Source organism: Micromonospora globosa (assembly GCF_000717585.1).
Lineage (GTDB): Bacteria > Actinomycetota > Actinomycetes > Mycobacteriales > Micromonosporaceae > Micromonospora > Micromonospora aurantiaca.
Genome location: NZ_JNZR01000005.1, coordinates 173,185 through 189,830 on the forward strand (window position 1 = coordinate 173,185; position 16,646 = coordinate 189,830).

The following is a 16,646-nucleotide window of genomic DNA, read 5'->3' on the forward strand; positions in this document are numbered from 1 at the left end:
GGACGCCTATGCTGGCCGGGTGACGAAGGACTGGTACGCCTGGCACAGCGACTACGACCAGCCCGAGTCTGCACTGGCCCGGCGGCTCGCCGAGGTGCGGCAGCGTGTCTCCGACGCGCTCGATGCGGCGCCGCCCGGCCCGCTGCGCGCGTTGAGCCTCTGCGCGGGTCAGGGCCGCGACCTGATCCCGGTGCTGGCCGCCCATCCCCGGGGCGGCGACGTGACCGCCCGCCTGGTCGAACTGGATCCACGCAACGCCGACCTGGCCCGCCGGGCGGCCGCCGACGCGGGGCTCACCGGCGTGGAGGTGGTGACCGGGGACGCCTCGCTGACCGACCGCTACGCTGACCTGGCCCCGGCGGATCTGGTGCTGGCCTGCGGCATCTTCGGCAACATCACCGACGACGACATCCGGGCCACTGTGCGGCACTGCGCCTCGCTCTGCGCCACAGGCGGCACGGTGCTGTGGACGCGGCACCGGCGCGAGCCGGACCTGGTGCCGGTCATCTGCGAGTGGTTCGCCGAGGAGGGCTTCGAGCCGGTGGCGGTGAACAGCCCGGCCGACGGTGTGGGCGTCGGCGCGCACCGCTTCACCGGCACGCCCCGCCCGCTGGCGGCGGGGGCGCGGATGTTCACGTTCGTGGGCTACGACGTGCTGGAGCGGACGGAGCAGTCATGACCACTGTGGACGACGTCAGCCGGCCCTCCCGGGTGGCCGGGCCGGACGAGGCGATCAGTGCCGAGGAGCTTCAGCTCGCCGCGCGTAACCACGGCATCCCGCTGGAGGCGCTGCGGTACGACGTGACCCCGGCGGGCCTGCACTATCTGCTCATCCACTACGACATCCCGGACGTCGACCCGGCCGCGTACGCGCTGAGCGTGTCCGGCGCGGTCGAGCGTCCACTTCGCTTGGACCTGGCGGCGCTGCGCGACCGGCCCCGGGTGACCCACAGCGTCACGCTGGAGTGCGCCGGCAACGGCCGGGCGCTGCTGCATCCCCGGCCGGTCAGCCAGCCGTGGCTGGTGGAGGCGGTGGGCAACGCCGAGTGGACCGGTACGCCGCTGGCGCCGCTGCTGCGCGAGGCCGGCCTGTCCGGCGACGCGGTGGACGTGGTGTTCACCGGCGCGGACCACGGGGTGGATCGCGGTGTCGAGCAGGACTACCAGCGGGCGCTGCCGGTGGCCGACGCGCTGCGCGAGGAGGTGCTGCTGGCGTACGAGATGAACGGCGCTCCCCTGCTGCCGCAGCACGGCGCGCCGCTGCGCCTGATCGTGCCCGGCTGGTACGGCATGGCGCACGTGAAGTGGCTGCGCGACATCACCGTGACGACCGGGCCGTTCGACGGCTACCAGAACGCGGTGGCCTACCGGTTGCGACGCGATGCCGACGACCCGGGCGTGCCGGTGACCCGGATCGAGCCGCGTGCGCTGGTGCGTCCGCCCGGGTTCCCGGACTTCATGTCCCGCACCCGGGTGCTGCGGCCGGGACCGTGCACTCTGGACGGCCGCGCCTGGTCCGGTCACGCACCGGTGACCTCGGTCGAGGTGACTGTCGACGGCGGCGAGACGTGGACACCAACGGTCCTGGACGAGCTGGCCGGTGGCGAGTGGGCGTGGTGTCGGTGGTCGGTGAGCTGGACGGCGACGCCAGGGCGGTACGTGCTCGGCGCCCGGGCGACCGACGCGTCGGGGCGTACCCAGCCGGTCGAGCAGCCGTGGAACCGGGGCGGGTTCGCGAACAACCTGGTGCAGCGGGTCGAGGTGGTCGTGCCGGCGGAGTGATCCCCGGCGGTCAGCCGCCTGCGGTCAGCTCCCGAATCCGGAATCTGCGGGAAGCGAGATGTCGGGCTTTTCGAGCTCTTCCACATTGACGTCCTTGAACGTCATTACTCGAACATTCTTGACGAAACGGGCAGGGCGGTACATGTCCCACACCCAGGCGTCGTGCATCTCGACCTCGAAGTAGACCTCGCCGTCGGAGTTGCGCACGTGCAGGTCGACCTGGTTGGCCAGGTAGAAACGGCGCTCGGTCTCCACCACGTAGGAGAACTGGCGGACGATGTCCCGGTACTCCCGGTAGAGCTGCAGCTCCATCTCGGTCTCGTACTTCTCGAGATCTTCCGCGCTCATCGCACTCCGCCTTCCATGACCACATCTTCCCCCACCGACGCCGGAGGTCGCGGCTGCTCGCCCAACGCCACGCCGACGGTACCCCCTGACGCGCCGCAGTGCCCCATCGGCTCGTCCGGCCGGCCGGCGAACGCTCCGGGCCCGAGACCCGGCAGCCCGGCCGCGGGCTCGGGCCGCGCCGCGTCGGCGCCCACCGGTCGGCGGGCGCGGGGAGGCCGGCCGTCCCGTCCGGAGACGGCGGCCACGTTCACGTACGAGAAGCGGTGTTCCCGGCAGGGCCCGAGCGCCCGCAGGGCAGCGCTGTGCTCGGCGGTGATGTAGCCCTTGTGCTCGGCGAAGCCGTAGCCGGGGAACCGCCCGTCCAGTTCCACCATGATCCGGTCCCGGGTGACCTTGGCCAGCACGCTCGCCGCCGCCACGCACGCGGCCACCCGGTCGCCCTTCCAGACCGCCAGGCCCGGCACGTCCAGCCCGTCGACGCCGAAGCCGTCGGTCAGCACGTACTCCGGGCGGGTGGTGAGCGAGGCGAGCGCCCGGCGCATCGCGGCGAGGTTGCACACGTGCAGCCCGCGGGCGTCGACCTCCTCGGCCGGGATGACCACCACCGCGTACGCCAGGGCCCGTGCCACCACCTCGTCGTAGACGCGCTCGCGGGCGGCGGGGGTGAGCAGCTTCGAGTCGGCCAGCTCGTCGATCTCGCCGCGCCGGCCCTCGGGCAGGATCGCGGCGGCGGCCACGAGCGGCCCGGCGCAGGCGCCTCGACCCGCCTCGTCGGCGCCCGCCACGTGCCGGAAGCCGCGCCGTTGCAGGGCCCGCTCCAGCGCGTAGAGGCCGCCGTCGCGGCGCACCACGGTGCGCGGCGGGGTCAGCATGCGCCACCTCCCGCCAGCACGGCGCCGAGCCGGCCGGGCAGGTCCGGCGGGTAGTAGCGCTCGGCGGTGGCGGCCAGCTCGGCGACCGGCCACCAGCGGTGCCCGTGCACGCTCGCCCGTTCGACGTCGTTGAAGCCGGCCGTGTCGACCTCCCAGCCGGTCACCCGGACCAGGTAGAACTGCTGCTCCTGGCGGTACCAGACGCCGTCGAACGGGAACTCGACGGTCTCCGCCCAGACCGGCGCTCCCAGCTCGGCCGGGGCCAGCCGCAGGCCGGTCTCCTCGGCCAGTTCGCGGGCGGCGCCGTCGGCCGGGGACTCCCCCGGGTCCAGCCCGCCGCCGGGGGTGAACCAGTAGCGGTGACCCGGCCGGCCCGGATCACTGCCCTGGAAGAGCAGCACCCGGTCGGACGCGTCGACCAGCAGCACCCGGGCCGCGCGACGAGGGGTGTAGACGGTCACCGCACCAGCCTGCCAGACGCCTGCGACGAACGACCACGCCCTCCCGCCGCCGAGCCGGGGCCGGCGTGCCGGAGCGCGGCGCGGGCCGGCTCAGGGATTGGGGATCCCGTCGAACTGCTCGGGGACGCTGAGCCAGGTCGCGCGGCTGACCGGCCAGAAGATGGTGAAGGCCCGGCCGACGACCTCGCCCTCGGGGATGGTGGCGACGTTGATGTCCTCGCCCGACTGCTGCCAGTGCTCCAGCGAGTCGCCGGACGCCTCCCGGTGGTCACCCATGACCCACAGGCGCCCCTTCGGCACCGTGATGTCGAAGTCCTGGTCGGCGGGCTTGTTGCCGGGGAAGAGGAACGGCTCGTCGATCGGCTTGCCGTTGATGACCAGCCGGTCCTGCCCGCCGGTGCGGTCGCAGCAGACCACGTGATCGCCGCCGACGCCGATGATCCGCTTGATGAAGTCCTCACCGTCGGGGTCGCCGCTCCACTCGGTGGGCGCCTTGAAGACGATCACCTCGCCCCGGTGCGGCGAGCGGAAGTCGTAGACCAGCTTGTTGACAAGCACCCGATCGTCGATCTTCAGAGTGTTCTCCATGGACTGCGACGGGATGAAGAAGGTCTGCAGCACGAAGGCACGCACCAGCACCGCGACCAGGATCGCCACGCCCAGGAGGATGGGCAGCTCCTTCCAGAAGGAGCTGCGGGGCTTCTCGGTCTGCTCGTCGATCACGGGAGGAGCCTACGTCGCCGGGTACGGAGCGGTCGCCCCGAACCCGCCAGAACGGTGAGCGTCGCCGCGAGCGGGAGGATCAGGACGACGCCGCCGACCGGGTCGGGATCCACAGGCACCGGCCCGGGCGCCGCCGCGGCGTCCGCGCGCGGCACGCTCGCGAACGTCTCCGGTACGGGCAGACCGGTCCACCGCTGCGACGGCCATACGATCATGAAGGCGCGGCCGACCACGTTCTCGATCGGCACCGGCCCCTGACATCGGGCATCCTGCGAGACGAGCCGGTGGTCACCCATCACGAAGATCTGCCCCGGCGGCACCACCACCTCGGTGAACTGCCGGGACCGGCACTCCTTCGGATTGGGCGGCAGCTCGACCGGGGAGTCCTCGGAGACGTACGCCGTCTCGTCCAGCGGCACCCCGTTGACCACCACCCGGCCGTCGTCGCAGCACCAGACCTTGTCGCCCGGTACGCCGATGACGCGCTTGATGAAGTCCTTCTCGCCGGGGCGGCTGACGCCCACCAGGTCACCGAGCGTACGGCCGACCCGGCCGGCGAAGTCGGCCGGCGGCGCGGGCGCCTCCTGGGCGACCCAGCGGTCGGTGCCCCGGAACACCACCACCTCGCCGCGGACCGGGTCGCGTACGTCGTAGACGACCTTGTTGACCAGCACCCGGTCGCCGACGAGCAGCGTGTTCTCCATCGACCCGGAGGGGATGAAGAACGCCTGGAGCAGGAATGTGCGGATCAGCACCGCGAGGCAGAACGCCACGATCAGCAGCAGCGGCAGCTCCTGCCAGAGCGGCATCTGGCGGCGGCCGCGGCGGGCCCGCCGGCGCCAGGGATCGACGGCGCCGTCCTCGTCAACCATCTGCACCATGCCACTCTCCGGTCCGCGGAAACGACACTACCGCCCGGGAGTCTCCTCGGAGACCCCACGGGCGGTAGTGGACCGTTTCGCACCGTCCGGCTGCGCCCGTACCGACCAGGGTAATGCGGTCTGGTCGATACGACATCCGCGCAGCTCGGGCGGCGTGGCGTACGGACGTCAGTTCGCCGGCTGCTTCTCCCGCAGCTCCTTGATCTTGGCCTTCTTGCCGCGCAGCTCACGCAGGTAGTAGAGCTTGGCGCGACGCACGTCACCGCGGGTCACGACCTCGATCCGGTCGATGCCCGGGCCGTTGAGCGGGTAGGTCCGCTCCACGCCGACGCCGAAGCTGACCTTGCGGACCGAGAAGGTCTCGCGCAGACCGTCACCCTGGCGGCGGATGACGACGCCCTGGAAGATCTGGACCCGGGACCGGTTGCCCTCGACGACCCGCGCGTGCACCTTGACGGTGTCACCGGCGCGGAAGTCGGGCAGGTCGGTACGCTTCGACTGGGCGTCAAGGGCGTCCAGGATGTTCATCGCTGTGTCCTCGTGAGGCTCACGGCGCATCGTCAGTCGATGCGCGGATGGGTGATTCTGACCCCCGGGTGGTGACCGGCGAGACCGGCCCCGGTCGAGGGTCCTCGCAGCCGCCCACGGCGCGGACGGATGCGGCAACCCCTCTACTTTGCCACATGCCCCGGCGGCGAGGAAAATCCGCCCCGGTCCAGCGTCGCCCGGTCCCGCTTGTCGAGCGTCTCCGGGGCCAGCGCGCCGATCATGTCGGGGCGCCGGGCCGCGGTCCGCAGCAGCGACTCGTCCCGCCGCCAGCGGTCGATCCTGGCGTGGTCGCCGGAGCGCAGCACCTCGGGCACGTCCAGCCCGCGCCAGCTCGCCGGCTTGGTGTAGAGCGGTGCCTCCAGCAGCCCGTGCGCGTGCGACTCCTCGTCCAGCGACCCGGCGTTGCCGAGCACGCCGGGCAGCAGCCGGGTGACCGCCTCCAGGATCACCAGCACGGCCACCTCGCCGCCGAACAACACGTAGTCGCCGAGCGAGACCTCGGTCACCGGCATCCGGGTCGCCGCGTGGTCCAGCACCCGCTGGTCGATGCCCTCGTACCGGCCGCAGGCGAACAGCAGGTGCGACTCGGCGGCCAGCTCGTGCGCCAAGGCCTGGGTGAACGGGACGCCCGCGGGCGACGGCACGAGCAGCCGGGGCAGCGTGTGCCCGTCCGGGCTCAGCTCGCCGGGCGCCAGCGCGTCCAGCGCCTCGCCCCACGGCTCGGGCCGCATGACCATGCCCGGACCGCCGCCGTAGGGCGTGTCGTCGACGGTGCGGTGCACGTCGTGGGTCCAGGTCCGCAGATCGTGTACGGCCAGCCGCAGCGTGCCGTTCGCCCGGGCCTTGCCGATGAGCGAGAGATCCAGCGGGGCGAAGTACTCGGGGAAGATCGACACGATGTCGACGCGCATGCGGTGGCTCCAGCTAGAGGTCGAGCAGACCGCCGGGCAGGTCGACGACGACGCGACCGCCGGCCAGATCCACCTCGGGCACGATCGCCTTGACGAACGGGACCAGCGCGGTACGCCCCTCGGGGCGCCGCAGCACCAGCATGTCGGACGCGGGCGCGTGGTCGATGCGGGCGACCTCGCCCACGTGCTCGCCGTCGCGGGTGACCACTGTGAGCCCGACCAGCTGGTGGTCGTGGAACTCCTCCGGGTCCTCCGGCGGGGCGACGTCGGCGCTGTCCACGCCGAGCAGCGTGTTGCGCAGCGCCTCGGCGACGTCGCGCTCCAGCACGCCCTCGAAGGCGACGAGCAGGCGGCCCTGATGCCAGCGGGCCGACTCGACGGTGAGTGTCGGCGGCACCCGCCAGGCGCCGGGCTCCGACGGGGTGACCCCCGGCTCGGTGGTCAACACCGAACCGGGGGCGAACCGTGCTTCGGGCTCGTCGGTACGCACCTCCACGGTGACCTCACCGCGGATGCCGTGCGGCTTACCGATCCGGCCGACGACGAGAAGCATCAGTACGAGTCGACGATGTCGACGCGTACCCCACGCCCGCCGATGGAGCCGATCACCTGGCGCAGCGCCTTGGCGGTCCGGCCGGACCGCCCGATCACCGTGCCGAGGTCCTCGGGGTGCACGCGGACTTCGAGGCGCTTGCCCCGACGGGAGTCGACCATGCGCACCCGGACGTCGTCCGGGTGGTCGACGATGCCCTTGACCAGGTGCTCCAGAGCGGGACGCAGCGGCATGTCAGGCCTGCTCGCCGGACTCGGCACCGGTCTGCTCCTCGGCCTTGGCCTCGGCCTTCGGCTCCTCCGCCTTGGCGGCGGCCTTCTTGGCCGGCTTCGCCGGAGTGTCGGCCACGCCGGCGGCGGCCTTCGCCTCGGCCTCGTACGCCGCCTTGCGGTCGGCCCGCTCGGGGGCGACCTTCAGCGGCGGCGGCGCGGGCAGGCCCTTGAACTTCTGCCAGTCACCGGTCAGCTCCAGCAGGCGCTGCACGGCCTCGCTCGGCTGGGCGCCGACCGAGAGCCAGTACTGGACCCGCTCCGACTTGACCTCGATCACCGAAGGGTCTTCCTTCGGCTGGTACACACCGACGAACTCGATCGCGCGACCGTCACGCTTGGTGCGCGAGTCGGCGATGACGATGCGGTACTGCGGGTTGCGGATCTTGCCCATCCGCAGGAGCCGGATCTTTACGGCCACAGTTGTTTCGCTCCTGTTGCGATCTCACCGGCCCGTACGGGCGGTGTGGCGGGTGAGCGCCGACCGGCACAGTGGGGTTTGGGCCGGAGACTGCTCGGTGAACTGGCGACGCGCCCGGGTTAGAGGGCGCCGGACGCGTGCCGGATACCAGCGAACCATTCTGCCAGATCCGGACCGGAACTCTCACACCGGACCCGGACACCACGCCCGGGGCGGCCCGGGCCGTGACCGAGGACACTCGTTCAGCGCACCGGCGGGCGGTCCCACCCCGGCGGAAGTTCGTCCGGTACGTCCCATTCCGCGGGTGGGGTGAAGTCGCACCAGGTGCCGTCGAACGGAAACTCCCCCGCCTCGGCGATCCGGATCACCCGCTCGCCCTCGGCGCGTACCGCCTTCTCGTCGGCCACCCAGTAGTGCTCCGGGAACGCCAGCCGCTCGGCGAACTCGTCCTCGTCCTTCCACTCCCAGCTCAGGTCCGGGTGGACCACGACGTCGAGATCCTGGTCGACCATGTCGACCCCGGCCACCGTGCCGTCGTCCCAGCGGACGCCGGGCTCCTCCAGGTTCACGTACCAGTTCTGGAAGCGGCCCGCCGCGTCGCGGAACCACCAGACCGAGTGGGCCGCGCCGGTGGGCAGGAACTTCAGCACCGGCGGGCCGTTCCACAGCCCCTGCGCGAGCCGGTAGGACGACGTCACCCACTCGGCGAACGGCACCGCCCGCATGCCCATGCCGGCGGCGTTCACCTCGTGCGCGACGGGCGCCTCGCGCGCCACCCAGAGCACCAGGCCGCGCTCGTCGTCGGAGACCACCCGGGCCGACCGGACCCAGCCGATCCGGCCGTTGCGCACGTTCCGGTGCATGATCAGCCGCCCCGGCTCGAACCGCACGCTCACCCCCGCCGTCGTGTTAACAAGGGGCCCCTCCTCTGCGGAATGCGTTAAGAAGGGGCCCTTCCTTACACCCTCAGTAGGCGCGGGCGAGGATCGCCACCAGGTCGGGCTCGTCCTCCGAGTCCGGCACCGAGCCGTCGGCGCGTACCAGGCAGCGGACCGTCACGCCCTGAGCGTTCGCCTCGGCCTCGCCCTCGACGCCGACCGCCGACCACGGCACCCGCGCCCAGCCGGTGGCGGACGCCTCGATCGCCTCGGCCAGCGTCGACACCTCGACGGTGCGGGACCGGCGGAACTCCAGCGCCTGGTCGTGCAGCGCCTGCTGGTCGGCCTCCAGCGCGGCCAGGACCGCGCCGACCACGTCGGCCACCGGCGTCGGGGCCTTCGAGCCGTCCGTACGCCGGACCACCACCGCGTTGCCGGCGGCCAGGTCACGCGGGCCTACCTCGACGCGTACCGGGTAGCCGCGCAGCTCGGCGTCGACGGCGCGGCGGCCGAACGCGGTGTCGGTCCGGTCGTCGAGCGCCACCCGCACCCCGGCGTCACGCAGCGCGTCGTGAAGCTTTCGCGCCGCCTCGCCGACGCCCTCGCCGTCCTTGACGATCATCACGTACGCCTGGACCGGCGCCAGCTTCGGCGGCACCCGCAGCCCGTTGTCGTCACCGTGGCACATGATCAGACCGCCGAGCATCCGGGTGGAGGTGCCCCAGGAGGTGGTCCACGCGTGCTCCCGGCCGCCCTCGGCCGAGGAGTAGCTGATGTCGAACGCCTTGGCGAAGTTCTGGCCCAGCTCGTGGCTGGTGCCCAGCTGGAGTGCCTTGCCGTCGCCCATCATGCCTTCGCACGTGTACGTGGCGGTGGCGCCGGCGAAGCGCTCCCGGGCGGTCTTCAGGCCGACCACCACCGGGATGCCGAGCACGTTGACCATCAGGTCCTCGTACGCCTCGTGCAGGATCCGCCGCGCGTAGGCGCGGGCGTCCTCACGGGTCGCGTGCGCGGTGTGCCCCTCCTGCCAGAGGAACTCGCTGGTACGCAGGAAGATCCGCGGGCGCAGCTCCCACCGGACCACGTTCGCCCACTGGTTGAGCAGCAGCGGCAGGTCACGGTACGAGTCGATCCACTTGGCCATGAACTCGCCGATGACCGTCTCGCTCGTGGGGCGCACCACCACCGGCTCGGCGAGCTGCTTGCCGCCACCGTGCGTGACGACTGCCAGCTCCGGCGAGAAGCCCTCGACGTGCTCGGCCTCCCGCTTGAGGTAGCTCTCCGGGATGAACAGCGGGAAGTACGCGTTCTCCGCGCCGGCCGCCTTGATCCGGGCGTCCATCTCGGCCTGCATCCGCTCCCAGATGGCGTAGCCGGCCGGTCGGATCACCATGGTCCCCCGGACCGGGCCGTTGTCGGCCAGCTTCGCCTTGGCGATCAGGTCCTGGTACCAGCGGGGAAAGTCCTCCGCACGGGGAGTGAGCACGCGTGCCATGACCACGCATCCTATGCGTCCCGTCACGGGTGGGCGCAGCCGGGCGCGCCCGCACTACCGTCTGCCGTCATGCTCTCCACCCACCCCGGCGCCGGGGACGCACCACCTGACCTTCGCCGGCCACGACGGCGGGCGGTTCCGGGCCGAGGCGGAGTACGACCTCGAGGTGCGCTGAGCAGCGCCCGTAGACTTCGATCACCATGTCTAAGCCGAGAAACGTCACTCCGGTGCGCGAGACGATCGTCGACGCCGCCCGTTCGCTGACCGTCACGACCGGCTGGGCCGGGGTCCGGATGGGTGCCGTCGCAAGCGCCGCAGGGGTGAGCCGGCAGACGGTCTACAACGAGTTCGGCACCAAGGCGGGCCTGGGCGAGGCGCTGGCCCGGCACGAGGTGGACCGGTTCGTCGGCCAGGTCCGGTCCGCGCTCGACGAGCACGACTCCGACGTCCGCGCGGCAGCGTACGCGGCGATCCACCGCACGCTCGCCTCGGCCGCCGAGAACCCGCTGGTCCGGGCGGTGCTGACCAGCACCCGGGGCGGCTCGGAGGAGCTTCTGCCGTACCTGACCACCCGGTCCGAGCTGGTGCTCGCCGAGGCCGCGGCGGCGCTGCTGGAGTGGACCGGCGAGCGCCTGCCGGACGCCGATCCGGCGGCCCTCGCGTTCGCCGCGGACAGCGTCGTACGTCTGGTGGTGAGCCACATCGTGCTGCCCGGGGGCCCGGTCGACGAGACCGCCGACCGGCTGGCCGACCTGGCGGTGCGCCTGTTCCTGATGGCGGCGACCGCCCGCTAGACCCGTCGCCGTCGGCCGGTCAGCGGACGACCCGGCCGCGCAGCACGATCCGGCTGGGCGTCCGGACCACACGCAGGTCGCGGCGCGGGTCCTCGGGGTAGACCACCAGGTCGGCGAGGCCGCCCTCGACGAGCCCGGGGAAGCCGAGCCACTCGCGGGCCCGCCAGGAGGCGGCGGCGAGCACGTCCGTGGCCGACATGCCGGCCTGCTCGTGCAGCAGCAGCATCTCCTCGGCCGCCAGGCCGTGGTCGATGCCGCCGCCCGCGTCGGTGCCGACGTAGATCGGCACACCCGCCTCGTGCGCGGCGCGCACCACCTCGGGGAAGCGGTCGCGCAGGCCGAGCATGTGGTCGGCGTACCCGGGGAACTTCGGGCGGGCCTGCTCGGCGATGTGGCCGAACGTCCGGATGTTGATCATCGTGGGGACCAGCGCGGTGCCCTGCCGGGCCATCAGGTCGATCAGGTCGAGGCTCAGCCCGGTGCCGTGCTCCACCGAGTCGACACCGGCCCGCACCATGATCTCCACGGCCGACTCGGAGAACGTGTGCACCGCGGCGCGTACCCCGGCGGCGTGCGCGGCGGCGACCGCCGCGGTCATGGTGTCGGCGTCCCAGGCCGGCGCCAGGTCGCCGACGCCCCTGTCGATCCAGTCGCCGACCAGCTTGACCCAGCCGTTGCCGGCCGCGGCCTGCGCGGCCACCGTCGCGGCGACCTCCGCCGCGCCGACCTCCACGCCGATGTCACGCAGGTAGCGCTTGGGCGGTGCGACGTGCCGGCCCGCGCGGGCCAGCCGCGGCAGGTCCGGCTCGTCCTCCAGTTCGGGGTACGGGTACGGCGACCCGGCGTCCCGGATCGCCAGCACACCGGCGTCCCGGTCGATCCGGGCCAGTTCCCGCGCCTGGTCGAGGGAGGTGATCGGGCTGCCGCCGCGGGCGATGCCGATGTGGCAGTGCGCGTCGGTCAGGCCGGGCAGCACGAAGCCGCCGTCGGCCACCGTCTCGGCGCCGGGCACCGGTTCGAAGGTGACCCGGTCGCCGACCAGCCAGACGTCCCGGACCTCGTCGTCGGGAAGGAACACACCGCGCACGTGCAGAGCCATGTGCACAGTCCTACCCGATCAGTCCTCCTCGCCGGCGAGCAGGTCGTTGCGGCGCGCGGTCAGCGCCGGCAGATCGACCGAGACCTTCCACGGCCGCTCGGTGACGAACAGGTCCTCGGTGTGGGCCAGTTGCTCGTACTCGCGGGCGGCGCCGTCGAGCGTGTACTCGGTGAGTGCGATCCGCTCGTGCTGCGGATCCACCACCCAGTAGGAGCGGACCCCGGAGCGGGAGTAGACCTTCGCCTTGTCGTACAAATCGCGGAAGTGCGACGTCGGCGAGACGACCTCGACGGCGAGCAACGCGTCCTCGACCGGGACGGGCGACCGGCCGGCGTGCTTGCGCCGGATCACCACCACATCGGGGCGCGGCTCGTTGCGGCGGTCCACGCGCATGGACAGGTCGATGCTCACCAGGAACTCCGGCGGGCAGTTGACGCGCAGCGCGAGCAGCAACTCGACGCAGATCTCCTGGTGCAGGGCGGTGGGTGACGGCACGATCAACCTTCCGTTGATCAGTTCGTACGGAAGGTCCTTGGGCAGTTCGCCCAGGTCGTCGACCGTCCACTCGTGCCGCTCCGGCAGGATCGGGGCCGCGGTCATTGACATCTCCTTCCAGGGGGCGACATCACCCTAAGAGAGAGCGACGTCGCCCACCGTCACCGACACGCTAGCGGGGGCCCTTGTCGCCGCCCTTGCCGAGCTTGTTGAAGTCGATCTTCGGCAGCTTGAAGCCCGGCGGCAGGCCCTGCCCACCGGCCAGGTCACCCGGGTCCAGGCCCGGCGGGAGCTGCGGCATCCCGCCCGGGAAGCCGCCCGGCATGCCGGCGCCGGTACGCGGCCGCCCGCCGCCCTTCGTGCCCTTGCGCTTGTTCTTCGGCGACTTGGTCGCCTTGCGCCGGCCACCGCCGGGCAGGCCCATCATGCCGCCCATCTGCTTCATCATCTTCTGCGCGTCGGCGAAGCGGTTGAGCAGCTGGTTGACGTCCATGACGGTGACGCCGGAACCGCTGGCGATACGGGCCCGGCGGGAGCCGTTGATGATCTTCGGGGTGGTGCGCTCGGCCGGGGTCATCGACCGGATGATCGCGGTGACCCGGTCGAAGTGCTTGTCGTCCAGCTCGGCGAGCTGGTCCTTCATCTGCCCCATGCCGGGCATCATGGCCAGCACGTTGGCGATCGGGCCCATCCGCCGGACCGCGATGAGCTGATCGAGGAAGTCCTCCAGCGTGAAGGTCTCCCCGCCCATCAGCTTGGCGGTCATCTTCTCCTTCTGATCGGTGTCGAAGGCCGCCTCGGCCTGCTCGATCAGAGTGAGGACGTCGCCCAGGCCGAGGATCCGGCTGGCCATCCGGTCCGGGTGGAAGACGTCGAAGTCCTCCAGCTTCTCGCCGGTGGAGGCGAACAGGATCGGCTGGCCGGTCACCTCGCGGACGGAGAGCGCGGCGCCACCGCGGGCGTCGCCGTCGAGCTTGGACAGCACCACGCCGGTGATGCCGACGCCGTCGCGGAACGCCTCGGCGGTGCGCACCGCGTCCTGGCCGACCATGGCGTCGATGACGAAGATGACCTCGTCGGGCTGGACCGCGTCGCGGATGTTCGCGGCCTGCTGCATCATCTCGGTGTCGATACCGAGGCGGCCGGCGGTGTCGACGATGACGATGTCCCGGGCGGCGCGGCGGGCGTGCTCGATCGAGTCGCGGGCCACCTGCACCGGGTCGCCGACGCCGTTGCCGGGCGCCGGGGCGTACACCTCGACGCCGGCCCGGCCACCGAGCACCTGGAGCTGCCCGACGGCGTTGGGACGCTGGAGGTCGGCGGCGACGAGCAGCGGCTGGTGGCCCTGGCTCTTGAGCCAGCGGGCCAGCTTGCCGGCGAGCGTCGTCTTGCCGGAACCCTGAAGGCCGGCCAGCATGATCACGGTCGGCGGGTGCTTGGCGAACTGGAGCCGCCGCCCCTCGCCGCCGAGGATGTTGATCAGCTCCTCGTTGACGATCTTGACGATCTGCTGCGCCGGGTTGAGCGCCTGGGAGACCTCGGCGCCGCGCGCCCGCTCCTTGACGTTCGCGATGAAGCCCTTGACCACCGGCAGGGCGACGTCGGCCTCCAGCAACGCCATCCGGATCTCGCGCGCGGTGGCGTCGATGTCGGCGTCGGTGAGCCGGCCCTTGCCGCGGAGCTTGGTGAAGATCCCGGACAGGCGGTCACTCAAGGTGTCAAACACGCGAACATCCCGTTTGTCGTTTTCGGCGGGCACATGCTGCCGGGCCGGTGGTCCAGCCCACCGTTAGGGTAGCCCGCCGCTCATCCGCCCGCTCCGGCCCGGCGGCCCGTTCCACTACACGGCGGCCAGCACGGCGGCCTCGATCCGGGCCCGTTCCTCGTCCGACGGCCAGCCGCCGACCAGGTAGAACGCGTCCACCACGTCGCCGCCCAGCGTCGAGATCCGGGCCGCCCGCACCTGGGCGCCCGCGTCGTCCAGCGCGCAGGTGACCCGGTACAGCAGTCCGGCGGCGTCGGCGGCCCGCAGCTCCAGCAGGACCGCGTCGGTGGCCGCCTCCCGGTGCCAGACCACCCGTGGGGCGGCGCCCTGGCTGCGCGCGGCCAGGGCCCGGCCGCGCAGCCGCTGGATGACCGAGACGTCGCCGCCGACCGCGCGGCGCAGGTCGGCGCTGAGCGCGATCGGGTCCGGGGCCAGCCCGTAACGCGGCTGCACCCGGCACTCGACCAGGGCGCGGCCGTCGACCGTGGCGGCGTCTGCGGAGATCACCTCCAGGCGGTGCAGCGCCAGGCACCCGGCGACAGTCGCGAGCAGTCCGCGCCGGTCGGCGGCGGCCACCGACACCCGGTCCTCCCCCAGGTGTACGACAGGCAGCGGCCCGGCCACGAGCGCCGGGTCCGGGGCCGGCGGGGCGGGCACCACGCCGGTGTCCAGCGTGGTCCGCACCCGGCTCACCAGCTCGGCGATCAGCCGGCCCTTCCAGCCGGACCAGGCCGCCGGGCCGGTGGCGGCGGCGTCGGCGCGGACCAGGGCGTGCAGCAGTTCCAGCGTGCCGGTGTCGCCGACGCGCTCGGCGACCCCGGCGACGGTCTTCGGATCGGACAGGTCGCGCCGGGTGGCCACGTCGGGCAGCAGCAGGTGCAGCCGGACCAGCGTGCCGATCAGCGCCGCCTCGGCCGGCGGCAGCCCGATCCGGGTGGCGACCGCCTCGGCCGGCGGCGCGCCGACCACCGAGTGGTCACCGTCCAGCCCTTTGCCGATGTCGTGCAGGAACGCGCCGAGCAGCAGCAGGTCAGGTCGTTCCACGTCGCGGGTGTGCCGGCTCGCCTCGTACGCGGTCTGCACCAGGTGCCGGTCGAGCGTGAACCGGTGCACCGGGTTGTGCTGGGGCAGGCTGCGCATCCGGGTCCACTCGGGCAGCCAGCGGTCGATCAGCCCGTACCTGTCGCAGGTCTCCCAGGCGGGCACCAGGCCGGGACCGGCGCCGAGCAGGGTGATCAGCGCGGCGCGGGCCGCCGGTGGCCAGGGCGCCGGCAGCGGCGGACAGTACGCGGCCAGCCACTCGCAGGTGGCCCGCGCGATCGGCAGCCGGGTGGTGGCGGCAGCGGCGGCCACGCGCAGCGACAGGCTCGGGTCGGGGCGGGCCCCGATGGCGGTACGGGCGAGCACCAGTTCGCCGTCCTGCTCCACCACGTCCCGGGCGACCGGGCGGCGCAGCGGACGGCCGGGGGCGGCGCGGTGCCGGCCGGAGCGGAGCCGGTCGGCGGCCCGCCAGGCGTCGTCGAGGGCGTGGCTCACGGTGCGGGCGTCGCCGGCCACCAGCCGCAGCAGCGCGTCGCCGTCCTCGGCGCCGAGCAGGCGCGCCACGCCGTCGCGTTCCTGGGCGACCAGGCGGTCGACCCGGCGGCCCACCTGCTGGTGCAGCGCGTCGCGGGTGTCCAGCAGCCGCCGGTGTGCCGCGTGCACGGCGGGGCGGAGCGCGTCGGTGACCCCGGCGGTGGCGATGGCGCGCAGGATGCCCACGTCGCGCAGCCCGCCGGACGCCTCCTTGAGGTCGCCTTCGAGCAGGAACGCCAGTTCGCCGTGCGCCTCCCAGCGGGCGGAGGTGATCTCGCGCAGGCCGGGGAGCTGGCGGATCGCGGTCCGCCGCCAGTGGTCGGTGGCGGTACGGGAGAGCTGGTCGGTGAGCGCCGAGTCGCCCGCCACGTGCCGGGCGTCGAGCAGGCCGAGGGCGACCTTGACGTCGTCCTGGGCCACCGACAGCGCCTCGGCGACGGTGCGCACCGAGTGGTCCAGCCGCAGCCCGGCGTCCCAGATCGGATACCAGAGCGAGGCGGCCAGCTCGTCGATGCCGGGCACCCCGGCGTGCAGCAGCACCAGGTCGAGGTCGCCGTAGGGGGCGCACTGGCGGCGGCCCAGCCCGCCCACAGCGACGAGCGCCACGCCGTCCCGGTCCGGGAAGGCCCGGCACAGCCAGGCGTCGAGCGCGTCGGCCCGCGCGGACCGGGCCGCCGCGCCGATCCCTGCGGGTACGCCGGCGACCTCGTTGACCACGGGCGCGCCGTCCCCGGTGGGGGCGGCGGCCGTGGTCAACGAGGTCACGTCGGCGGGT

General features: G+C 72.9%; 20 protein-coding genes. 4 read left to right on the forward strand and 16 right to left on the reverse strand.

Going from position 1 to position 16,646, the window contains the following annotated elements; genetic code table 11:
* Nucleotides 1-19 precede the first annotated feature (19 nt).
* A complete protein-coding gene (locus IF06_RS0108080) occupies nucleotides 20-679 on the forward strand; it encodes a methyltransferase domain-containing protein (RefSeq protein WP_030269949.1) in 660 nt (219 codons plus the stop codon).
* Entirely contained in the window at nucleotides 676-1,782 is a 1,107-nt protein-coding gene (locus IF06_RS0108085) for a sulfite oxidase (protein WP_030269950.1), read from the forward strand. Before IF06_RS0108080 ends, IF06_RS0108085 begins: the two co-directional genes overlap by 4 nt.
* Before the next feature lie 24 nt (nucleotides 1,783-1,806).
* Here the strand turns inward: IF06_RS0108085 and IF06_RS0108090 are convergent, their stop codons facing one another.
* From IF06_RS0108090 to proS, 12 genes are all read right to left on the reverse strand, one after another.
* The gene (locus tag IF06_RS0108090) at nucleotides 1,807-2,130 is read right to left on the reverse strand and encodes a DUF2469 domain-containing protein (protein ID WP_011905215.1); all 324 of its coding nucleotides are present in this window, start codon (nucleotides 2,128-2,130) and stop codon (nucleotides 1,807-1,809) included.
* Complete coding sequence (locus tag IF06_RS0108095; RefSeq protein ID WP_030269954.1) at nucleotides 2,127-3,002, reverse strand: ribonuclease HII; 876 nt, start codon at nucleotides 3,000-3,002, stop codon at nucleotides 2,127-2,129. The genes IF06_RS0108090 and IF06_RS0108095 overlap by 4 nt, the downstream gene beginning before the upstream one ends.
* The gene (locus IF06_RS0108100; RefSeq protein ID WP_030269955.1) at nucleotides 2,996-3,463 is read right to left on the reverse strand and encodes an NUDIX hydrolase; all 468 of its coding nucleotides are present in this window, start codon (nucleotides 3,461-3,463) and stop codon (nucleotides 2,996-2,998) included. The genes IF06_RS0108095 and IF06_RS0108100 overlap by 7 nt, the downstream gene beginning before the upstream one ends.
* Nucleotides 3,464-3,553: 90 nt before the next feature.
* The gene (gene lepB / locus IF06_RS0108105) at nucleotides 3,554-4,186 is read right to left on the reverse strand and encodes a signal peptidase I (protein ID WP_030269957.1); all 633 of its coding nucleotides are present in this window, start codon (nucleotides 4,184-4,186) and stop codon (nucleotides 3,554-3,556) included.
* Nucleotides 4,183-5,067 carry a signal peptidase I gene (gene lepB / locus IF06_RS0108110; RefSeq protein WP_030269959.1) on the reverse strand — a complete coding sequence of 295 codons (885 nt, stop codon included), beginning with the start codon at nucleotides 5,065-5,067 and terminating at the stop codon, nucleotides 4,183-4,185. Before lepB (IF06_RS0108110) ends, lepB (IF06_RS0108105) begins: the two co-directional genes overlap by 4 nt.
* A 168-nt stretch (nucleotides 5,068-5,235) precedes the next feature.
* Nucleotides 5,236-5,595, reverse strand: a complete 360-nt coding sequence (rplS, locus tag IF06_RS0108115; RefSeq protein ID WP_013284591.1) for a 50S ribosomal protein L19 — start codon at nucleotides 5,593-5,595, stop codon at nucleotides 5,236-5,238.
* Between the two features lie 143 nt (nucleotides 5,596-5,738).
* Nucleotides 5,739-6,527, reverse strand: a complete 789-nt coding sequence (gene trmD, locus IF06_RS0108120) for a tRNA (guanosine(37)-N1)-methyltransferase TrmD (RefSeq protein ID WP_030269961.1) — start codon at nucleotides 6,525-6,527, stop codon at nucleotides 5,739-5,741.
* A gap of 13 nt (nucleotides 6,528-6,540) precedes the next feature.
* On the reverse strand, nucleotides 6,541-7,080 hold the full coding sequence (gene rimM, locus IF06_RS0108125) for a ribosome maturation factor RimM (protein ID WP_030269963.1): 540 nt from the start codon (nucleotides 7,078-7,080) through the stop codon (nucleotides 6,541-6,543).
* Entirely contained in the window at nucleotides 7,080-7,340 is a 261-nt protein-coding gene (locus IF06_RS0108130) for an RNA-binding protein (RefSeq protein WP_026268109.1), read from the reverse strand. Before IF06_RS0108130 ends, rimM begins: the two co-directional genes overlap by 1 nt.
* The gene (rpsP, locus tag IF06_RS0108135) at nucleotides 7,315-7,770 is read right to left on the reverse strand and encodes a 30S ribosomal protein S16 (protein WP_013284587.1); all 456 of its coding nucleotides are present in this window, start codon (nucleotides 7,768-7,770) and stop codon (nucleotides 7,315-7,317) included. Before rpsP ends, IF06_RS0108130 begins: the two co-directional genes overlap by 26 nt.
* A gap of 242 nt (nucleotides 7,771-8,012) precedes the next feature.
* Nucleotides 8,013-8,660, reverse strand: a complete 648-nt coding sequence (locus IF06_RS0108140) for a DUF402 domain-containing protein (RefSeq protein WP_030269965.1) — start codon at nucleotides 8,658-8,660, stop codon at nucleotides 8,013-8,015.
* A gap of 76 nt (nucleotides 8,661-8,736) precedes the next feature.
* Complete coding sequence (proS, locus tag IF06_RS0108145) at nucleotides 8,737-10,143, reverse strand: proline--tRNA ligase (protein ID WP_030269967.1); 1,407 nt, start codon at nucleotides 10,141-10,143, stop codon at nucleotides 8,737-8,739.
* On the opposite strand from proS, the gene IF06_RS33560 reads away from it, so the two are divergent.
* Together IF06_RS33560 and IF06_RS0108155 are read left to right on the forward strand one after the other, a co-directional pair.
* Nucleotides 10,142-10,318 (forward strand): hypothetical protein, encoded by a 177-nt coding sequence (locus tag IF06_RS33560; RefSeq protein ID WP_157551464.1) that lies wholly within the window; start codon nucleotides 10,142-10,144, stop codon nucleotides 10,316-10,318. The genes proS and IF06_RS33560 overlap by 2 nt on opposite strands.
* 25 nt (nucleotides 10,319-10,343) lie before the next feature.
* Nucleotides 10,344-10,937, forward strand: a complete 594-nt coding sequence (locus tag IF06_RS0108155) for a TetR/AcrR family transcriptional regulator (RefSeq protein ID WP_013284583.1) — start codon at nucleotides 10,344-10,346, stop codon at nucleotides 10,935-10,937.
* Between the two features lie 19 nt (nucleotides 10,938-10,956).
* Here IF06_RS0108155 and IF06_RS0108160 read toward each other — a convergent pair whose 3' ends face one another.
* From IF06_RS0108160 to IF06_RS0108175, 4 genes are all read right to left on the reverse strand, one after another.
* Entirely contained in the window at nucleotides 10,957-12,036 is a 1,080-nt protein-coding gene (locus IF06_RS0108160) for an amidohydrolase family protein (protein WP_013474365.1), read from the reverse strand.
* An 18-nt stretch (nucleotides 12,037-12,054) separates the two neighbouring features.
* Nucleotides 12,055-12,636 (reverse strand): Uma2 family endonuclease, encoded by a 582-nt coding sequence (locus tag IF06_RS0108165; protein ID WP_030269970.1) that lies wholly within the window; start codon nucleotides 12,634-12,636, stop codon nucleotides 12,055-12,057.
* Between the two features lie 67 nt (nucleotides 12,637-12,703).
* The gene (ffh, locus tag IF06_RS0108170) at nucleotides 12,704-14,257 is read right to left on the reverse strand and encodes a signal recognition particle protein (protein WP_030269972.1); all 1,554 of its coding nucleotides are present in this window, start codon (nucleotides 14,255-14,257) and stop codon (nucleotides 12,704-12,706) included.
* Nucleotides 14,258-14,371: 114 nt separating this feature from the next.
* A complete protein-coding gene (locus IF06_RS0108175) occupies nucleotides 14,372-16,636 on the reverse strand; it encodes a [protein-PII] uridylyltransferase (RefSeq protein WP_030269974.1) in 2,265 nt (754 codons plus the stop codon).
* Nucleotides 16,637-16,646: the final 10 nt, after the last annotated feature.